Genomic DNA, 19,951 nt, shown 5'->3' on the forward strand with positions numbered 1-19,951 from the left:
AATACATGTCTTCTGCTAAGATTAATCCTGTACACAATTGTACCTAATAATGCCCATCTTTTGTTGTACTTTCATATCAAAATTAAAGACTTATTCTTTGTAGCGGCGCTGATTTTTGGCATCATAGATTATGTTTTTATTCACAAGAGAGCTTTTGCTGTCATTTATGATGGCACCCTCCTCGCGCATGGTGCCCATATTTTCACACACAGCCGCATTCTGCAACTCAAGTCTGCCACCCTTTTTAATGTGCATATTGCCTTTGTTGACAAAATCAGTGGCAATGAGACTTAAATTGCCCTCAACGTCAATATCGTTTTTATTAAGACCTGAGGCATGGTTTAAAAAGATAAGTGTACCATGACGGTTGATATCAAAAAGACTGCTGTTTTCAAAAACCGATCTGTCATCAAAGGTCATAAGTCCGTTTAAAAGCACCTGTCTGTAGCTTTTAAAGGATGATCTGTCATGGGCTATAAATGAGCTTTTTGTATCTATGTTAAATTTGCCGTGATTAACATAGCGACCATGGGAGATAAGATCAAATGTAGCCTGTTTAAAATCAAGTGTGCCTTTATTGTCAAAACTGCCGTTTTTAAAAGTTATGCGTGAATTTTCAAAGGCCATGGTGCCTGAGTTGACAAAGGAGGCATCCATAGAATTTATAGAGGACTGATTCTGTACAAAAAACCTGCCTTTATTGTAAAAAAATGAAGAGCTTAGATTTAAAGAGGCTTTCTCCTTTAAAACCAATGTACCATGAATTTCAAGCACGGAGCCGCTTTTGACACTGACAGAGGCATCTCTTGTTGCCATCATCTCACCGCGGATGATAAATCTGGCATTGGTTAAATTTATAACAGAGCCTTTTAAGGTGGCACTTCTGCCACCCTTTAAAATCAGCGTACCGTGATTTCTTATAGTGCCATTGAGCTCCTGACCGCCCTGCAGTTCAAAACACTGTTTAGGTGCAATAAGCGATGGTATCTTGTCGCCCTTTTCAATGACAGTGCAGGCACTGTAGGCGCTAAATGGCAGAGACAAAACTAAAGATAACAGCAGAGCTTTAATCCAAAACATCCTTCCCCCGGCTCTTTTTTTCTGTATTGTACTAAAAGCTATGAATTTTTGCTCCATCTGACTGCTTATCAAAGCGTCATTCTTGGGTAATAAATTAAAAAATTTAAAAAAAAGTAAAAAAAACACTTGCAGAATCTTTCTTACAGTTATAAGATCTACATCACAAAATTTAGAGATAATTTTTAAAATTTTGAGAAGTAATACACAAAGTGTTAGCAAATGGTATCTACTCAGTTATCCTGCTGGTGATGTCAAACATCTTTATGACCCTGGCATGGTACGGACACCTAAAAATGAAAGAGGATTATTCATGGTTTGCCTCTTTACCTTTGCTTGGTGTAATACTTTTTAGCTGGGCTCTGGCTTTTTTTGAATACTGCCTGCAGGTCCCTGCTAATAGATTAGGTTTCAAAGGTGCCGGTGGACCCTTTGACATAATGCAGCTTAAGGTTATACAGGAAGTTATAACTCTTGTGGTGTTTACCATCTTCTCTGTCATAGCTTTCAAGCTTGAGCTTAGATGGAATCATCTTGCAGCCTGCTTATGTCTCATTGCTGCCGTGTACTTTACATTTAGATAACGTTTTTCATATACAATCCTCCTATAACAGCAAAAGGCCACCTAAGTGGCCTTTTCTTTTTGTATTTATTCAAAATTACTCTCATCAAGAGGCTGCGGTGCCTGTAAATCACAAACAGCTCTGCGCCCCAGCAGATCCTTTAATTTATATGGCTCAAGCCCCATGCCAGGTCTTATCGTACGCACATGCTCTTGCGTCAGAACCTCACCTTGTTTAATATCAGCTACAAGATAGACCGAGCGGCGAAACTTCATGCTGCCCTTATCCTCTTCAAAACGTCTGATGCCATGTACACCAAGTGATCCGTACACTGTCTTGCAGTGCTCTGCAAGGCAGCGCAGCTCCTGCACATTCATAGAAAAGGCACTGTCAACGCCACCTGCCTTGCGTGTATCAATGAAATGTTTTTCAATCATGGAGGCACCAAGAGCAATGGCGGCAATATCCAGAGTATCACCTATTGAGTGATTGGACAGACCTACAGCACAGCCATAGCGCTCTGCAAAAAAAGGAATTGTGTTTAAATTGAACATGGCAGGATCTGCAGGATACCTGCTTTCACAGTGTAGCAGAGTAAGATCGTTGCCATAGCGTTTGACAATATCCACAGCTCTGTCAATCTCATCCAGTCTTGCAAGTCCAGTTGACATAATTATTGGCTTTTTAGTCTGTGCACAGTATTCAATAAGCTCAAGATAGTTGATTTCAAAGGAGGCTATCTTATACCAGGGACAGTCAACAGCCTCAAGAGCATCCACATCTTCAAATGAAAAAGGACTTGAGAACAGTAAAATACCTCTGTCTTTTGCAAATTCAAACAGAGGTTTGACCCACTGCGCTGGAGTCTTGGCCTCTTTATAGAGATCGTATAATTTATAGCCATCCCACAGCCCGCCTTTTAATATAAATTCATCATGGCTACAGTCAATGGTCAGACTGTCCTCACTATAGGTCTGAATTTTTACAGCATCAGCTCCGTTTTCATGGGCAAGAGCAATAAGATCCATGGCTCTTTGCAGACTGCCTGAGTGATTGCCAGAGAGCTCTGCGACAATTACAGGTGATTTTTTGTGCATTTTTAGAATCTCCATAAACTATATAAAGCCTATGAATTTAATGCTTAAAAATCAAGAGAAAATGCAAGAAGATGAGTGATTTGGGATAGTGTTTTAAGATCCTGCCTGTAAAGTACAGGCAGGATAGATACTATTAGATATATTTGTTTAAGATCTTCTCATAGGTGCCGTCAGCTTTAACCTCTTTAAGACCCTCGTTGAATTTCTTTAAAAGTTCCTGATTCTTGCCTTTTTTCACAGCAAAACCATAGGTTGGTGAGCCGTACATGTCCTCAACAGCAATGCGCAGATCATTCTCAAGTCCTGCCTTGATGGCATAGGAAATTACAGGGAAATCCTCCATGTAAAAATCAACAGCCTTGCTCTTTACAGCCTGTACCACATCAGATGTCATGGTAAAATACTGCAGCTTTAAGTTGTATTTATCCTTGTTCTTTTCAGCAAATTCCATACCGTAGGTGCCCTTTTTGATGCCAGGCTTGGTATCTTTGATATCCTCAATCTTGTTGATGCGCAGATCATCCTTGCGGGTTACAATGCAAAGACCTGATTTGAAATATGGATCGGAGAAATCAACTATTTTCTTTCTCTCATCTGACATATTGATGCCGTCGATAGCGCCGTCAATCTGACCTGAAACTATGCCAGGAATTACGCCATCAAAGTTCATGACAACAAGCTCATACTTAAAATTCTGTCTTTTGGCAATTTCATCTAAAAGATCAATTTCAATACCCACAAACTTGCCCTGTGGATTTTTATATGAAAATGGTGGGTAGGAGGCGTCTATTGCAATTTTATAAGCTTTTTCCTCAGCCTGGGCTGCACTGACAAGACCTACAGCTAAGGCTGCACATAACATAAGATTCTTAACAAATTTCATGATTTTTCCTTATTCTTATAGTCAATGTCGCCTATGATAATCTTATATTGTGTAACTTTTGTTAAAAGTGATATAAAAAGTCCATTTTGTACCATATTGATTCTATACTAAGTCAAAATCAGGTGCCCTCATGGGAAGATCATGATCTTTATAAAATCTTTTGCTTTTGCAATGCAAATTCTATAGCTTTTTTTGCTCTGCCCTGTATGCACAGCTCAAGAGGCTCAAGCCATGAATCACTTAGATTGAATTCATTATGTCTTGTAAAACAAAAACTTGATAATTGTGTAAGATTTTCAATATGGCGTGGCTGAACAAAAACTCTTAACTGTTCGTCAAATGACAATTCAAAATAGCTCTTTTTGATAGATATTGCTTTTTCTATTTCCTTAAGCTCATCATAGGTCAGAAAATTCATCATAGAAAAGCCATTGTCAAAAATAGGTGCTGCGCGCAGGATCTTATTTGTATTATTGTCTACAATCATACCAAAGTTGCCCAAATGCCTATCTTTGTTGCAGATAAGTGCGTCAAAGAGCATCAGATCCTCAAAAGTCTCATCTCCGAAAATTTCAGAAATCTCTTGCATCAATTTAACTTTGTTGCTTTCACGAGGCTCTTTTAACAGATTATAAACAGGGATGTAACCTTCATTTTCATTGGTAAACAAAAGGCAGGAACTTACAACTTGATTATGAAAAAGTTTTAAATCGTATGAGACACAATCAAATTGCATGACTTTTGCAACTTGAGCCATGAAAAACTCACTATAGGCTTCTTTTCCGCCATTGGCATACTCTTGTGTTGTGCCCTTATAAAGATAGATTTGCCCATTTTCTCTGTGCCAGCATTTTTTAAGCATGCCATTAGTTGTGTATTCTGGTGAGCTTGTAAAACCTGTCACTCTTTTTATCTCATCGCCAAAGGAGGCGCGCTCTAATGCATCACTAAATTCATTTTCATAAAGATTGAAATCTGCCCATTTGTAATCTGAATTAGCAGGCACTATCCAGTACGCATCATTCAATGATAAGCCAAGAGAAACGTTAATATAGTCCATAAGCATCTCTTTGCCACTTTGACTATACGTTGCAATGATTTTTTCAACAAATTGTCTGTTTTGAGGTACTTTTCTATTTTTGATAAATGATTCTAAGGATGCAAGCAGGTTATCTGTTCTAATTTGTATAGGCAACAGGTTTTCATCAACAATCAAGGCATCTTTAAAATATGTATTGTTAAAAGACTGTCCCTTGAAACTTTGAGTCTCTATCTGCACTTCAAATTTTAAAACGTCTTTATCTTTATTTTTTAAAATATAAAGCATTGTTTATCCGTTTTATCATGAGAGAATGTATATCAGTGAACTTAGCATTTAAGCTCAAGTTACATATCTTTAAAGTCACTCACAAATAGACTGCAAGACACAATCTGACAAGATTGCTGAATCTTCTTTTGTTCTTGTCAGGTTATAATTATAACCGAATTATAGCCGATTTATAACCGCGTCATGTGTGCAATTGCCCATTCGTATGCGCTTTGCTAAAAGTTGTTTTAATTTATAACCGAATTATAGCCGATTTATAACCGATCATGTGCGCTATTGCCCATCCGTATGCGCTTTGCTAAAAGTTGTTTTAATTTATAACCGAATTATAGCCGATTTATAACCGATCATGCGCGCGATTGCCCATCCGCATGCGCTTTGCTAAAAGTTGTTTTAAATTATAATTGAATTGCAGAAAATCCAGCTTCAGTGATCCTCCAGGTCCTACTCTCAACTGCAAGTAGACCTGCTTTATTCATTTTGCTCAGTAATCGTCCCAAGAATCTTTTCTTTGACTCAACCATCATAGAAGCAGGCAAATTGTTATGCAACGCAACATAAACATCGCTTAACTTAAAACCACTATCACCTGCATCTCTTGCCAGTTGAAGAATAATCTGCTCAAGCAGTTTCTCCTCTAAACCTTTTTCCTTCGTATAGTGTCCTATTTGATGGGTCAGTTTAGCAACAGATAGAGCAATGATATAATTTGGAGAACGCCCCTCTATTAAGCCTTTTTTCCTTAGATGCCTAATAGCGTCCTTGGTGACAGGACGATGTTTTTGAATAGCATCCAGCCATACACATTCTATCAAAGACAGATCTGTTTTTGATTTTAAAAGAGAGCTGTATTTTTCATCAATCATCTTGCCATATATAGTTACCCCAACAGATCGGCTCTCGTTGTCTATATCATAATCTGGCATAGGAAAGAAACGTTTGCGTTGCTCAGAAAAGATCTTTTTAATACCTCGTCCTACGGTGTCGATCATATTAAAATTGACCATGCCTGAACAAAGACATTCATTGCGATAGTGGCGTTGTGGTCCTTTATGCTCAAGAGCTTTCTCTATAGTTCCAGGTATAAAACTACCTCCATTGCCATAATATAAGTGATCCTCACACTCTACAAATGTAATGCGCTCTCTTAGCGTATAATCCTGATGGGCAATACAATTGTGTAGAGCTTCGCGTATTGTATAATCGTCGTACTGCTTCATGGTGTCAGGGAAAAGAGTTCCGCCAGGAAGCTCACGCATGGTTTTATTGCGAATCTTAGATAAAACCTTATCTACTGTAAGTATAAATGGAATGGTAAAATGCTCATAGTCAATGACGTTAGAGTCTTTATCCTCCCAGGTCCAGGAAATCTGCGCTACAGCAGGATGGATCTTTTGCAGTGACAACGGTTTACCAAGAAGCAAAATGGCTGCCCTGGTAAGTTGCCCATCACGCATAACCTCACTATGTGATAGAAACTCCTCCACAGTCCATCCATCAATTTCCTGTGCCGGAATCTTTGACTCATGTACCTTTTTAAACATGATACGGGCCGTAGCAACTGCCAGCTCATCAAGATCATCTATTGTGGCATTAGGAACCAACTGAGCAGTCCAGTCAGGGATAGGGGTTTGCTGTCGGATTTCATCCATCTTCGCTTGATTTAGTGGCTTTAAACTTTCACCATCGCGCCCATAGGCAATTCCTTTCCACTTCATGACAATATTTCGAGGAGATGCCGGTACTTTAAAAAGCAGCACCCGCTTTCCTTCTACAACAACTGGTATTATTTCTCTAAAAATAAGTCCATCAGTTGTGTGCTGCGACATATCCTGCTTTAGTTTATTAAGAGCTAACTCCCCATCTTTAAAACTTGTACCAATTATCTGATGTTTCTTGTCCCAGACACCAAAAACAATCCAGCCAAACTCATGTTCGCGTAAGTTTGCCTCATTGCTAATTGCAGAGAAGTATTTGCCCAGCTCATCTATATCAAAGTTGGTTTCGGCCTTTTTAAATTCCACCACTTCATTTTCAGCATGATCCCAGAGGCGGCAAAATATTTCTATATTATTGTCCATAAACTTTATCTTCTAACTCTATAATCAGTTATTTACAAATTGGGACAGCATTTTCAGCGCCACAAGAAAAGTCAGTACCAGATTTATATTGCCCTACCAATAAATATGCTGCTCCACTAAGGTTCTGAACAGACTTTATTGCAGACGCTAAGCTAAAATAAAATTGATCAAGTCGCTGCATTACACAACCATAGTTCACAGGTTTTATGTAAGCATCAGAGAAAAATAAGTAAAAATACAAAAGGAGGCTTTTGACTATACACAGAGCGTCGTGAAAATCCAAGATCACTATATTGGCAGGGCTCACTGTATCTGTAGCTCCAAGTTCCGATATTGATACGCAAAACAGTCTCTCACCTTTAAAGTATGTAGGCGAGATATAAAAACTCCTTTTATTCTTCATGTAAAGATTCATTGAGCAAATTACATAATGTTGTGCATTGTTCTTAACAGCACCTAAATGCCACCTTGGTGCATATAGATCAGAAATATCTCTGAATAAAGATATAAAAGCTCCTTGAATTTTTCTTTCAAACAGAACTGATAAGTTAGTATCTGGCATTGATCTTTATTCTCCAACCTTACAGTTAAGCTAAGGGCACACTGCTAAAATTAAAAAAATACCCAATATGGCACATATTTCATATCTGCAGGCGCTGCGGTCTTATCAACTGGCTTTATAAGCTTTTTCTCTATGGCTACACTTATCAGTCTTGAAACTGAGCTTTGCCCTGAACTTTTAAGTCCAAACCTATCTCTTAAAGATCTAGGTGTTAAAAACTCTTTGCGTGCACTTCTTATACAGCAATGCATATAGCAAGACCATAGTTTCTCCTGAAGAGTTAGTTCATTAAAGTCTCTATATGAAAAAACGGTAACTTTTGTATGAGAATCTCCATAGATCTCAATTACAGGAGCTGTAAGATTATGAGCTTCACATTCTGACACTACCTTTTCCCACCCTGTCACAGTATCTTCACCTTTGTAGAGGCGACTTAATAAACGTGCTAATTTCCTGTTGCGAGATTTGAACTTAGAATCTATGATTCTATTTACATCTATTAAAGGTGTGCCGGGATTGATAATTTCAATTCTATTGTTAAAGATCTCAACAGTAGGACCTGTACCAGTTACTGACAAATCCTGATGAATCAAAGCATTTGACAGAAGCTCTTCTACAATTGTCTCAGGGTAGGCATTCTCAAGAGTTTTTATTCCATTTATTACTTTTTGACGGTATGGCAATAGTGCCATTATAAGTTGCAAACAGTCTTTAAAATCAACCGCATAACCTTTTACCCTTATATAGTCTTTGAGCATATTAAGTCTGTTATTTCCCTCATACTGCACTATACGCAATGTTTTACGTGATACATTTGAAAATTCATACAGGTTTTTGGCAAAAGCAATAGCGCCAAGATTGGTTATAGAGAAAAGTGAATTTTCCTGCCGCTTTATGACACCATCTTTTTCCATGAATGAGGCTACATCTTTAAGGGTTGATGGAATTTTTGTATTTGAACTTTCAAAATATATATTATAGTCAAGATGTCTTACTGCATTTTCAGCAGTTAAGTCCATAAAGGCAGGGCTTTCTTCATAGCTAGAGCAGCAAACTTTATCCCAGAAACAAGATTGCAAATGTGGATAATCATTTAGCCTGTGCGTATTATAAGCAACTCGTATATAAGCAACATCCTCAAATAATACAGGTCTGTCTTGAGCTTTTGATATTATAATAACTGAAGTCAACTTCTCTTCAAATGTAACTATTGTAATGTCAAAAATAGCATTTTTAGATAATAACTTACGTAATGAACTTTCTAGTTGATTATTGGCTATATTGATGTCTTGTTTTCCGTTATAAATACTAATTAAACAGTTAATTTTATTAATATCACCTAAAATGATATATGAATGCTCTTTGTCTTTAATAGTGGCACTATTAGCTAAGGCACTTATATCTTTACCTATAATATACAGATCAGGATTATCAGATTCATAATCTACCCACTGAGTTTCAGTGGGTAGATTTCTTAATCTTTTAACCAGTTCAGGAAGTTTATCCACGGTAACATCCATTGATTAAGTGGCAAAATTGAAAAATCAAATATCTTGTTTAACTATCTGACTGTCTATTATATTAAATAATTGTTCAATCCTTGCTACTATTCTTCTTTGTTCTTCTAACGGAGGCACAGGAACAAAGCAGCTATAAAAGCTACTTTCATTTATCGCTGGATATGATATTCCTTTTTGGCAAGAAATCGTATATTCAATAAAATATGTACTTTGTAATATGTACCATAAAAACCTATTATAAATTATTCTGCTACAAGAAAATGTAGCAAAGGCTGTACTAGCGTAAACAGGCGTTTTATTGACATTATCATTATATATAATAGTATTTACTAAGTATGGCCTAACAGTAGAAAATAAAATCATCCCAGGTTCAACCATCTTTCTAGCCCTAGATGGAGCATCCTTGGCAGAGTACTCTAAAAGAGTACCTACTATCTTTTTATCATTATCTATAGCAGATACATCGATATACTTAAAGTTCGAAATTGGTTTTGACTGCTTAGCTTGAACAACTAAGTCTCTGATTCTTAACCACTTCCAACTTTTTGGTATCTCAAAATGAATCTCATCCTCTGATATCTCAGGCAAAAGCTTTTCTTTCTTTAATTTTCCTTCTGAAATTAGTATTTGTCTTTCCCGCTGTATTTTTTCATAAAGCTCTTGAGCTGTACCTTCCTTAGGTTTTTGCTCAACAAGTTTTCCTTGTATTGCTAATTGTAGAATCTTCTCTTTTATCTTCTTATCAAGATCGGCTTTTCTCTCTAGAAGAGCTATAGCCTTATCTATAACCTTAAATTTTGCTTCAAGACTTTCTACTATGCGTTTTTGTTCATCATACGGAGGTATAGGTATTATAAAATTATTTATAAATTCCGCAGAAACTCTTTGCTGGCCTGCTGTACCATTAAAAGCATAACAACCATTATTAATAAAATATTCTGACTTTATAAAATATAGTATATATTTATCTACAATGTTATTATTAATTGGCAGAAGAGTATGAAACTCTGAACTGCCAGCCGCGAAACCATTCTTAAGCCCCTTTAATATAACTGATTTTCTATTCTGAAAGCATGGAGTAATTTTAGCTATAATTATCTGACCATCTCTAAAATGAGTATAATTTTTTTTAACAAATCTCCAATGCTTAGTTTCTGATTTAAATTTATTGCAAATACCACCAGTTACGTGTTCCATCGGAATAAATGAAACTTCTAAATTATCATTTAGCTTATTTCTTTTATTTATTTCACATATATCACCTATTTTTAAAAATTTCCAACTTTTAGGTATCTCAAAAGGAATATCCCCCTCAGAGATCTCTGGTAAAGGCTTTTCTTTCTTTAACTTTCCTTCTGCAATTAGTTTGTTCTTATCCTGCTGTATTTTTTCATAAAGCTCTTGAGCACTGCCTTCTTCTTGTCTATGTTCTACAAGCCTACCACGCACTGCAAGTTCAATAAGATCTGTTTTTAATTTTTGAAGTTTTTCAATGCTAGTCATTGTTATCTAGCCTCTTCAGTTCAGCTGCTATTTCCTCAAGTGATACAAGAGTCTCCTTTAACTCACAAATAATTTTATCTGACTCTTGTATAAGGGCTGATAGTTCAATCTCTTCTTTTTCTTTTTCAATAAGACCAAGATCCAGCCTATCGCCCATATCTGCAATTTCTTGGCGTGTAAAAACTGAAAACCTTGGATCATCAACTTTATGTCTATCATCTGCTTCAAAGGCTTTTATAAAATCTTTAAAGTCATCTTCTACAATTGGTGTTTTTGTTCCATACTTTTTCATATTGGAACGCATATCGTAATACCAAACCTCTTTGGTATTACCCTTATCTTCTTTGCCTCTTGTAAAAAATAAAACGTTTGTCTGCACTCCCTTAGCATAAAAAATACCCGCAGGCAGCCTTAAAATAGTATGCAGATTACATTTATCCATTAAGTCACGTCGTATGTTGGTACCATCACCTTCTGCAAAAAGAACATTATCTGGAAGTACAACAGCTGCTCTTGCCTTACCGTTTGGCTTTAGACTTCTATATATATGTTGTAAAAAATTTAACTGCTTATTTGATGTCGGATAGGTAAAATCATCACGTGATGCCCTTTCTCCTCCCTTTTTAGTTCCAAAAGGTGGATTTGTAAGAACAACGTCAAAGCCGCATATTTTCTGTCCAAAAGGAGATAGTGTATCTCCTCTTAAAATTGGACCATTTATGTCATGAAGTCTTGCATTCATAAGCGCAAGCCTATGCGTATCAGCTACAAGCTCACATCCGCTAAAAGCTTCATTAAACTCAAATTTAGATGTATCTTCATCAAGATCAAAAAAATCATCTGAGATACTCTTTACATATTGAAAAGCTGCGATCATAAAGCCAAATGTGCCACAGGCAGGGTCATTGCACCTTTCACCTACCTGAGGTTTAACAAGAGATGTTATGACATTGATAAGAGCTCTTGGCGTAAAGTACTGGCCGGCACCAGATTTTTTCTCATTAGCATTTTTCTCTAAAAGCCCTTCATAAAGATCTCCAAGCCCCTCTGATTTTGCTGAATACCAGTCAAGACTATCGATACTCTTTATTATCTTCTCAAGATTTTTAGGCTCATCTATATTTGTTTTAGCACCTTTGTAAATGTCACTAACATTTGAGTTATCATTACCTAACTCACTTAAAAGCTCTTTGTAGAAGTTAATAAGCTCAATACCACTTTTTCCTACTAAATCATCCCATCTGTAACCTTCAGTAAAATTTTTTTCAGCTTGTGTCTCCTTAGCCATTTTTAAAAAGAGAATATATGTCAGCTCTGTTACATAATCCTGATATGTAATACCATCATCACGTAGCACATTACACAATTCCCATAATTTCTGTACAATTTCTTTAGTTTTCATCTAGTAAAAATCCTTTTTATACTGTTCTATTGCTCATTGACCGTCAGCAATAAATCATTAATTTCATTTATATATATGTTAAGCTCTTGCTCGAACGTGCGATCTATAAGAGTAAAGCCACCTAGTGATTTAAATCTGCTATCCTCATCCATCGTTGCAACAGATAAAACAGCAGTATGATCATTTAAAAGATACTGCTTAAAGCGTTCTAACCATGCCTTTTGGCTTTTTGTAAACTCATGTCTCTTATAAAGCTCTGCAAAAGCTCGTTCTACTTTATCCTTATGTGAAACAAGAGGTTCATCAAGAAGCAGACCGCGTATAATTGTAATAATATCGCAGCTTATGTCTGCATCGTTTCTATGAATATCAGACAGAGCTTTGTTTATATGCATCATTGTATAGTTGTCACTCTCAAGCTCTGCTAAAAGCTTTTTCAGATCTGATGATTTTAAATCAGAAGGTCTTGTGCATATGCTTTGAATAATATCAAGTTTGTCTTTATTTTCTTGCAGATAACGACGTAATCCTTCAATATAGTCCTCTGGTCTTATATCTGAGCCACCATAACTGATGCTTTTTGATATAAATAAATCCTGTTTTTCAGAAATAGCTATAAGGCTTTCTGTCTTAGACTTAAGACTGTCAAGTTTTATAATAAGATCTTTATGTTCCTTTATAAAATCGTATACAGTTTCAAGGTCTTTTCGTTTCTCGCTCAAACTTTCAATAAAATCTGTTAAATCTACATCATTATTTAGTTTTTTAAATGTATCCTGTGCCTTGTCATCCATTGACTGATTCTTTCTATGCATTTTGGCAAGCAATCTGTCCACATTAAATTCAATTTCATTATGATTGCTACTATTTAATATAGCTAAAACCAGTTCCTCAAAAGTCTGTTTTTGTTTTGCTGCGACAGGCTTCATCTCTGTATACGCATCAAAGGATGAAGTTACATTAACAGCATCATATATATCAAAATGATCCTTATTTATATTTTGACACTTACGTGTAGCGCGTCCAAGCATTTGCTCATAAAGAATTCGTGACTTAACGCGACGCACAAATACAAGTTTGGTAATAGATGGAACGTCAATGCCTGTAGTTAAAAGATCCACCGTAACAACAATTCCAGGAGACCTTTCATTTTTAAATTTACGAATTAATTCTTGAATTCTTTTTTGATTTCCGTCTGCCGTCTTCCCCGTAAGTTTTATAACCATGTCAGAAACACCTCTTGGGGCATAAATTTCCTTGAGGATAGATACAATCATATCTGCATGGGCATCGTTTACAGCGTAGATTAAGGTTTTACCATATTCATCGCAGAAAGTAGGATCTATTTCATCTGCAATTTCTGCTAAGAAACTTCGATTAAAGCTCTCAACTATAACTTTTCTATTAAAATCATCTACTTTAAAATTAAGCTCATCTTCAAGAACTTTTGTAGTTACAGTACCTGTGTCGTTATCATAAAACTCTATAGACTCGCCCGCTTTATATTTAATACCATGCTGATTAAACTCGGTCTTTAATAAGACTGGAGGATTATAATCTACAAGATATCCGTCTATGACAGCCTGTCTGTAGCTATAGGAGTATACAGGCTCTCCAAAAATTTGTACCGTATGCAGTGCAGGTGTTGCTGTAAGAGCTACTTTAACTGCATCAAAATAGTCAATAACTGTTCTATATTTACTTATAAAATCTCTTTGATCTGTAAATAAAGCCTCATCTGATGTCATTTCCTTATCTAGAATATAACCACGATGCGCCTCATCAACAACAACAAGATCATAGTCATTTACACCAGGCATGGAATATTCAGTATCATCTGAATTTCTGGCATAAATGATTCTTTTAACTAAACTTTGTACTGTAGCAATTTGTACTTTAGTAGATTTTTCTATTTTTATATCTTGCAGTGCTTTTATAGAATAAATATTATCTAAAGTTAAGTAGTCCTCAAGCTCAACATCTTTAAACACATCTATGGTCTGATCTCCAAGAGATGTCCTATCAACAATATACAAAATACGCTTAAAGGATTTTGTTTTTAACATACGATAGATAAATCCAAGAATTGTTCTTGTCTTACCTGTACCTGTTGCCATAGCTAAAAGTACACGCTTTTGACCATTTACAATTGCACTTTCAGCAGCTTTTATAGCATCGATCTGATACTTGCGCAGATTCAGACCTGATTTACTTTCCAGAATGGAGTAAGGTTCTTCCTTTAACCTTGCAAAAGTCTTTTCAACTTTTTGCTCCAGCAATTCCTCAAGTCCCTGTGGACTTAAAAAACCGTGGAGAGCACAAGGAGCACTGTTGGTTCTTCTTAGATCCTGAAACCATACACCAGACTTCTGCTTGTATTGCTCTACGTAAAAACGGCCATTTGTTGCGAACACAAAAGGGACCTGATACTCGCCATACGTGTCTATAATATACTCTTTATCCTCATCCCTGACATGAGATGAATATTCACGACCTTGAGCATCTAAAACAGCGCTGACATCCTTTTTGGCGCTCTTGGCCTCAATGAATGCAAAAAGCTTGGTACCAATAAAAAGCGCGTAATCAGCACTACATGTTCTTCCATGGTTATCTGTAGATTTGGTCGGCCATTCTGCTATAGCCATATTACAACCACTCTTTGGTCTTACACCCTTACTGTAACGTAAAGTATTACTATCAGCCTCAAAGCCTACAGCTCTTAACTGCTCATCAATGATTAATCTGGTTTCAATCTCGCTAAGCTCCTGCATATTATAAATGCCCTGAGATCTTTTTTTGAGATCGGATAAAGAGCCAAGGTCTTCATGAGCTGCTTTCTTTAGCTCTTTAGCAAAAAGCTCATCTTCATTCTTTACAGACTTATCTATATTTTCTTTACTATTAGTGCTTCCCTTTGTTTTTGCTACATCATTAGACTTACTTTTTCTTGTAATACAATTTGATGTCTGTTCATATTGCAAATTTACCTTATCATTAGTACTGCAGGTATAAGTATTTATATTGTGGCTTTGAGAGACCAATGAAGATGGTTTAATAAACTCTGGTATAGACTGTACACCGCCATAAGAGAGCATAAACCATGATGCCACACGGTGAATGAGCATTAAAACAATGTTGGCAGATTCTTGAGATGCAAGGTCCTCATGTGCTGCCTTATTTCTGGCATTACGTATACTATGTAAAACCAGACACTGATCTTTTTGTAATACACCTTCTCTTTGTAGTATTTTAATACGTGAAGCAAAAGTATCCTGCCTATCGCCTCTTGGCTTAATGCGATGATAAGCACACAACAACTTAACAATATTTTCACAAAGCATTCCACTCTTAATAAGGGAAGCATTGGCATCAGAGTCTACATAACTCTCTGCTTGAGAGCCTAAAATAGCTAATGATGGGTATTTAGATTGCAAAAATGAAAAGTTACTATTAAACATTTTGCATTACTCCATTATCAAAGCATATTCTTTTACAATATGCTTTATTGATAGATATACATTTACTGTAACTATTCTTATAAAGAATTACCATATAAAAATTATTTTTAATTTTTATAACAATAATGCATAACAAGTAAAATGATAAAAAATCCTACCTTACCTCTGTTTACTGTCATGTGAGTTCTCATTTTTATTCTTAACAATAAACAAAAGTGTTTTTATAAAGTGGTGACATTATAAGCATTACATCACCACTTTAAATTTTATTGTTAATACAATTAGCTGCTACTATAACTACATACTAATATCTTTAATATAATTATCAATCTTAGCCTGTACGTCTTGCAACTCTTTTGTAATATTACTAATATTTATCTTAATACTATTAATATCTATCAGATCCTCTTCAAATGTATCTACATATAGAGGGATATTAAGATTATAATTGTTATTCTTGATCTCATCAAATGAAGCAATATGGCTAAATTTATCCTCATTCTGCCATGTTTGATATACTTTTACAATACGCTTTACTGTATCATTTTTTAGTACATAGTTATTTTTATTTCTATCATAACTATCACTTCCAGATGCATCTATAAAAAGAACATCTCTGCTGATACGGTTCTTTTTAAAGACCATGATGCACATTTGCGTTATTGTATAATGCAGAATGCCTGAAGGCAGAACAATCACTGTATCAAGCAAATTCATATCTACAATAGCTTTACGTAGATTTTGAACCACAGCTCCGCGTGATAACACACCTGCAGGTAGTAAAGCTGCCATTCTGCCTGTTTTTTCATCTAAGCAGGAGAGCATATGCTGTAAAAATGTAAAATCTCCTTTAGGATCGAATATTTTAAATGGGAAGCGGTTATATTTATCGTTATTTATAACTGCCTTTAGTTCCATGCTCTTTAATTTTGTATCATGTGCATTTGCCCCTGTCACATTTGTAAATGAAGGATTGGCAATAACAACATCAAACTTCATAAGCCTGCCATTTTCTATATTCATTGGATCCTGAATTGAATCACCAAGCCATATATGTGACGTATCTATGTCGTGCAAGAGCATATTAAGAATGCATACAGACCAACTAGATTTATTTATTTCCTGACCATAAATGCTAACATTTCCTCCAACTGCCTCTTTATAAGCATTAATTAACATACCTCCAGTTCCGCATGTTGGATCATAGACTTCCTCATTTTCTTGAGGTTTAACAATTGAAGAAACCAACTTTGCAATTTGATTTGGAGTTTCAAAATAAATTGTATCTCTCCTTGACAGCATTGCGATATAATCACTTATAATTTCTAAGGCATCTGTTATAACATTTGCAGAGTCTAAGCAGCTAGGTCTTAGATCTAGATTATTAAAGCTATCTACTATCTTCTTTAACGTATGATTTTTATCTTTACCATTTACAGTAACTGCAAAATTAGTAAAATCAATAATATCAAATACACCTTTAAGTCTGTCAGAATTTTTCTTCTCTAGATTCTTAAATGCAGAGTTCATTATCGAAGCCAAATCTTCATCATCTTTATGTGAATATATAAAATCAAACGAAGATTCTTTGTTTGAACAAATTAATTCACCATTTACTAATGGTTCAATTTCTTTATTTCTATCGCTTATCTTTTTTAATAACAGCAAGGAGTAAATATAAGCTTTTATATTATAATGTTCTATCTCTCTTATATATCTTACAGAATCATTTACTGCCTTTATAATATCGTTCTTGCTAGTCATTTTATTTATCTCCATTTACAAATTTTGTATATTCATTATTTAATATGAAAGTATAAAATTTTTCTTTTTGTTCAACTAAGTCTTTTAAAAGTTTTACTTCTTTTTTACCCAGTAAAAACAAGTCGGCAATATTTTGCTGCTTCTCCCTTGACACTGCCGCTATATCTAAGCCCATAAAGTATTTTGCATTTACTGCACTTAGCATATTGCCTGTAGAGTTCTTGTAAATATCTCTTTTGATCTGTGATGTATTAAGCAGCCAATATAAATATTCAGGGAGCAATTGATTATCCCTAATTCTAATTACTACGAAGTTTGATGATATAACCATCCCCGCAGTTGTTTCATCAATTAATACTGCTGTGTACGGAGCAGTAAGTCTAACTACAATATCTCCTACTTTAGTTAGATGTTCATCCTTCAATTGTTCTATAGCTTCATAGTTATCAGCACCATTTAGATCAATTTCTCCATCTTCTCTAATGCAGCGTAGATTAAGTAGCTTGTAACGATACTCTGATGTTTTTTTTGCTTGTTTTCTTGCTAATACAAGCCCACAGCTGACACTTGCCATATCGCCTAATTTCATATTTGACTCCTTTGTCATGTGCAATAAATAACAATTATAATTTCTAAAAATTTAGTTAAAATTCACGGGACTTAGTATTTGTCACGTGCAATAAATAACAACTGTATTAACTATAATCGTTGTCTAAATACATTGCAAGCGTTTTTTGTCACGTGCAAAAAATAACACTTATGATCGTTGATTTTTAAGCAGAAATATTTCAATATTACTCATATGTAGAATGTGCTTATATTCTCAAGGTTTTAGTTAGAAATCTGATAACAATTGTTTAAATTTACTGTAAAACAAGAACTTAGCTCGAAGCAACGTCAAATGACAACATCAAAATTAAGGTAATGTTTTGCTGAGTACTGTCATTGGCTTAATTTTGATCTTTTAGATTTAAAATTAGAAGAGTATAAAATTATTGAGAATCTAATTGATGAAAACAGTAGACTGAAAAATATGTGTCCAGAATGTGTCCAGAGCGTAAAAATAAGCCCTAAAAAACCTTTAAAATCAGCTCTTTAGGGCTATTTTGGCAACTACTCCCACTCAATGGTTGCAGGAGGCTTGCCTGATATATCGTAGCAGACTCTTGAAATGCCGTTTACCTCATTGATAATACGGTTAGATACCCTGCCAAGCAGCTCGTAAGGCAGTTCTGCCCACTTTGCAGTCATAAAATCAATGGTCTGTACAGCGCGTAATGACACAACATAATCATAACGTCTGCCATCACCCATAACACCTACTGATTTTACAGGCAGGAATACGGTAAAGGCCTGAGATACCTTGTCATACCAGCCTGAATTATTAAGCTCTTCAATGAAAATAGCATCAGCTCTGCGCAGCAGATCAAGATACTCTTTTTTGATCTCGCCTAAAACTCTTACACCAAGACCAGGGCCTGGGAATGGATGTCTCTGTACCATCTTAACAGGCAGACCAAGCTCTACACCAATGCGGCGTACTTCATCTTTAAAGAGCTCACGCAGAGGCTCTACAAGCTTGAACTTCAGATCATCTGGCAGACCGCCTACATTGTGATGAGACTTAATCACATGAGCCTTACCGGTTTTGGATGCTGCAGATTCAATCACATCTGGATAGATGGTGCCCTGAGCCAAAAACTCAACGCCATCAAGCTTTCTGGCCTCATCGGCAAAGACATCAATAAAGGTATGACCAATAGCCTTGCGCTTGGCCTCTGGATCTGAAATTCCCTCAAGTGCCTTTAAGAATCTTGCCTCGGCATCTGCATAGGCAATATTAAGACCGAAGTTTGCAAACATCTCTTTAACCTGAGCGCCCTCGTTTAAGCGCAGCAGGCCATTGTCCACAAATACGCAGACAAGATTGTCGCCTATAGCCTTGTGTAGCAGTAGAGCTGTAACTGATGAATCAACACCGCCTGAAAGACCCAATAAAACCTTTGAGTCACCTACCTCGGCTCTGATTCTAGCCACTGCATCTTCAATAATGGCAGAGGCTGACCACAGACCGTGCAACTTACAGATATCAATTACAAAGCGGCGTAAAAATTCTGCGCCCTGCTTGGTGTGGGTTACCTCAGGGTGGAACTGTACACCGTAGAATTGACGGCTCTCATCGTAGATGGCTGCATATGGGCATGTATCAGTTGATCCTACACAGTTAAAGCCTTCAGGGATAGCTACAACCTTGTCGCCATGGCTCATCCATACATCAAGTCTCTTGCCTTCTTCATGATCGCTCAGACCGTCAAATAAAGGGCACTGAGCCTTAACATCCATAGCGGCATAGCCAAACTCTCTTAAATCTGAGCCTTCAACCTTGCCGCCAAGCTGTACAGACATAGTCTGCAGGCCATAGCAGATACCAAGTACAGGTACGCCCATCTCAAAGACGCACTGTGGTGCTCTTGGGGAGTTTTCCTCTGTGGTTGATTCAGGACCGCCTGATAAAATAATGCCGTTTGGAGCAAAGTCTTTAATATGCTTTACATCCACATCCCATGGCATAAGTTCACAGTAGACGCCAATCTCGCGTACACGGCGGGCAATAAGTTGTGTTACCTGAGAGCCAAAATCAAGGATCAGGATTTTCTCTGAGTGAATGTTTTTTGTATCGGTCATAAATTCAATTCTACAAGTACAAAACTGCC

At 36.2% G+C, this 19,951-nt stretch carries 14 protein-coding genes; 1 reads left to right on the forward strand and 13 read right to left on the reverse strand.

What is annotated here, in order from left to right; genetic code table 11:
• Window positions 1-90: 90 nt before the first annotated feature.
• Entirely contained in the window at window positions 91-1,080 is a 990-nt protein-coding gene (locus DRZ93_RS04825; RefSeq protein WP_113745980.1) for a hypothetical protein, read from the reverse strand.
• 245 nt (window positions 1,081-1,325) lie between these two features.
• Between DRZ93_RS04825 and DRZ93_RS04830 the strand changes: the two genes are divergently transcribed.
• Window positions 1,326-1,661 carry a DMT family protein gene (locus DRZ93_RS04830; protein WP_281268114.1) on the forward strand — a complete coding sequence of 112 codons (336 nt, stop codon included), beginning with the start codon at window positions 1,326-1,328 and terminating at the stop codon, window positions 1,659-1,661.
• A gap of 65 nt (window positions 1,662-1,726) precedes the next feature.
• On the opposite strand, the gene pseI is transcribed toward DRZ93_RS04830, so the two are convergent.
• The 12 genes from pseI to guaA all read right to left on the reverse strand — a co-directional run bounded on the left by pseI (window position 1,727) and on the right by guaA (window position 19,922).
• Window positions 1,727-2,737: a pseudaminic acid synthase gene (gene pseI / locus DRZ93_RS04835; protein WP_218564253.1), complete on the reverse strand. Its 1,011-nt coding sequence runs from the start codon at window positions 2,735-2,737 to the stop codon at window positions 1,727-1,729.
• Window positions 2,738-2,870: 133 nt separating this feature from the next.
• Window positions 2,871-3,620: a transporter substrate-binding domain-containing protein gene (locus tag DRZ93_RS04840; RefSeq protein ID WP_245933771.1), complete on the reverse strand. Its 750-nt coding sequence runs from the start codon at window positions 3,618-3,620 to the stop codon at window positions 2,871-2,873.
• A 148-nt stretch (window positions 3,621-3,768) separates the two neighbouring features.
• Window positions 3,769-4,947 carry a HipA domain-containing protein gene (locus DRZ93_RS04845; RefSeq protein ID WP_113745982.1) on the reverse strand — a complete coding sequence of 393 codons (1,179 nt, stop codon included), beginning with the start codon at window positions 4,945-4,947 and terminating at the stop codon, window positions 3,769-3,771.
• 398 nt (window positions 4,948-5,345) lie between these two features.
• Window positions 5,346-7,028, reverse strand: coding sequence for an RNA-binding domain-containing protein (locus tag DRZ93_RS04850; protein ID WP_113745983.1), 1,683 nt, complete (start codon window positions 7,026-7,028; stop codon window positions 5,346-5,348).
• A gap of 28 nt (window positions 7,029-7,056) precedes the next feature.
• Window positions 7,057-7,590 carry a hypothetical protein gene (locus DRZ93_RS04855; RefSeq protein WP_113745984.1) on the reverse strand — a complete coding sequence of 178 codons (534 nt, stop codon included), beginning with the start codon at window positions 7,588-7,590 and terminating at the stop codon, window positions 7,057-7,059.
• Window positions 7,591-7,640: 50 nt separating this feature from the next.
• Window positions 7,641-9,098, reverse strand: coding sequence for an ATP-binding protein (locus DRZ93_RS04860; RefSeq protein ID WP_172458053.1), 1,458 nt, complete (start codon window positions 9,096-9,098; stop codon window positions 7,641-7,643).
• A gap of 36 nt (window positions 9,099-9,134) precedes the next feature.
• Window positions 9,135-10,613 carry a restriction endonuclease subunit S gene (locus DRZ93_RS04865; RefSeq protein WP_113745986.1) on the reverse strand — a complete coding sequence of 493 codons (1,479 nt, stop codon included), beginning with the start codon at window positions 10,611-10,613 and terminating at the stop codon, window positions 9,135-9,137.
• Window positions 10,606-12,015, reverse strand: coding sequence for a class I SAM-dependent DNA methyltransferase (locus tag DRZ93_RS04870; protein WP_113745987.1), 1,410 nt, complete (start codon window positions 12,013-12,015; stop codon window positions 10,606-10,608). Before DRZ93_RS04870 ends, DRZ93_RS04865 begins: the two co-directional genes overlap by 8 nt.
• Window positions 12,016-12,041: 26 nt before the next feature.
• On the reverse strand, window positions 12,042-15,473 hold the full coding sequence (hsdR, locus tag DRZ93_RS04875; RefSeq protein WP_113745988.1) for a type I restriction-modification system endonuclease: 3,432 nt from the start codon (window positions 15,471-15,473) through the stop codon (window positions 12,042-12,044).
• Window positions 15,474-15,770: 297 nt separating this feature from the next.
• Window positions 15,771-17,237, reverse strand: a complete 1,467-nt coding sequence (locus tag DRZ93_RS04880) for an N-6 DNA methylase (RefSeq protein ID WP_172458055.1) — start codon at window positions 17,235-17,237, stop codon at window positions 15,771-15,773.
• Between the two features lies 1 nt (window position 17,238).
• Complete coding sequence (locus DRZ93_RS04885; protein WP_113745035.1) at window positions 17,239-17,826, reverse strand: restriction endonuclease subunit S domain-containing protein; 588 nt, start codon at window positions 17,824-17,826, stop codon at window positions 17,239-17,241.
• 524 nt (window positions 17,827-18,350) lie between these two features.
• Window positions 18,351-19,922, reverse strand: a complete 1,572-nt coding sequence (gene guaA / locus DRZ93_RS04890) for a glutamine-hydrolyzing GMP synthase (RefSeq protein WP_113745989.1) — start codon at window positions 19,920-19,922, stop codon at window positions 18,351-18,353.
• Window positions 19,923-19,951 lie beyond the last annotated feature (29 nt).

Origin of the sequence: Anaerobiospirillum thomasii (assembly GCF_900445255.1) — a bacterium.
Classification (GTDB): Bacteria; Pseudomonadota; Gammaproteobacteria; order Enterobacterales; family Succinivibrionaceae; genus Anaerobiospirillum_A; species Anaerobiospirillum_A thomasii.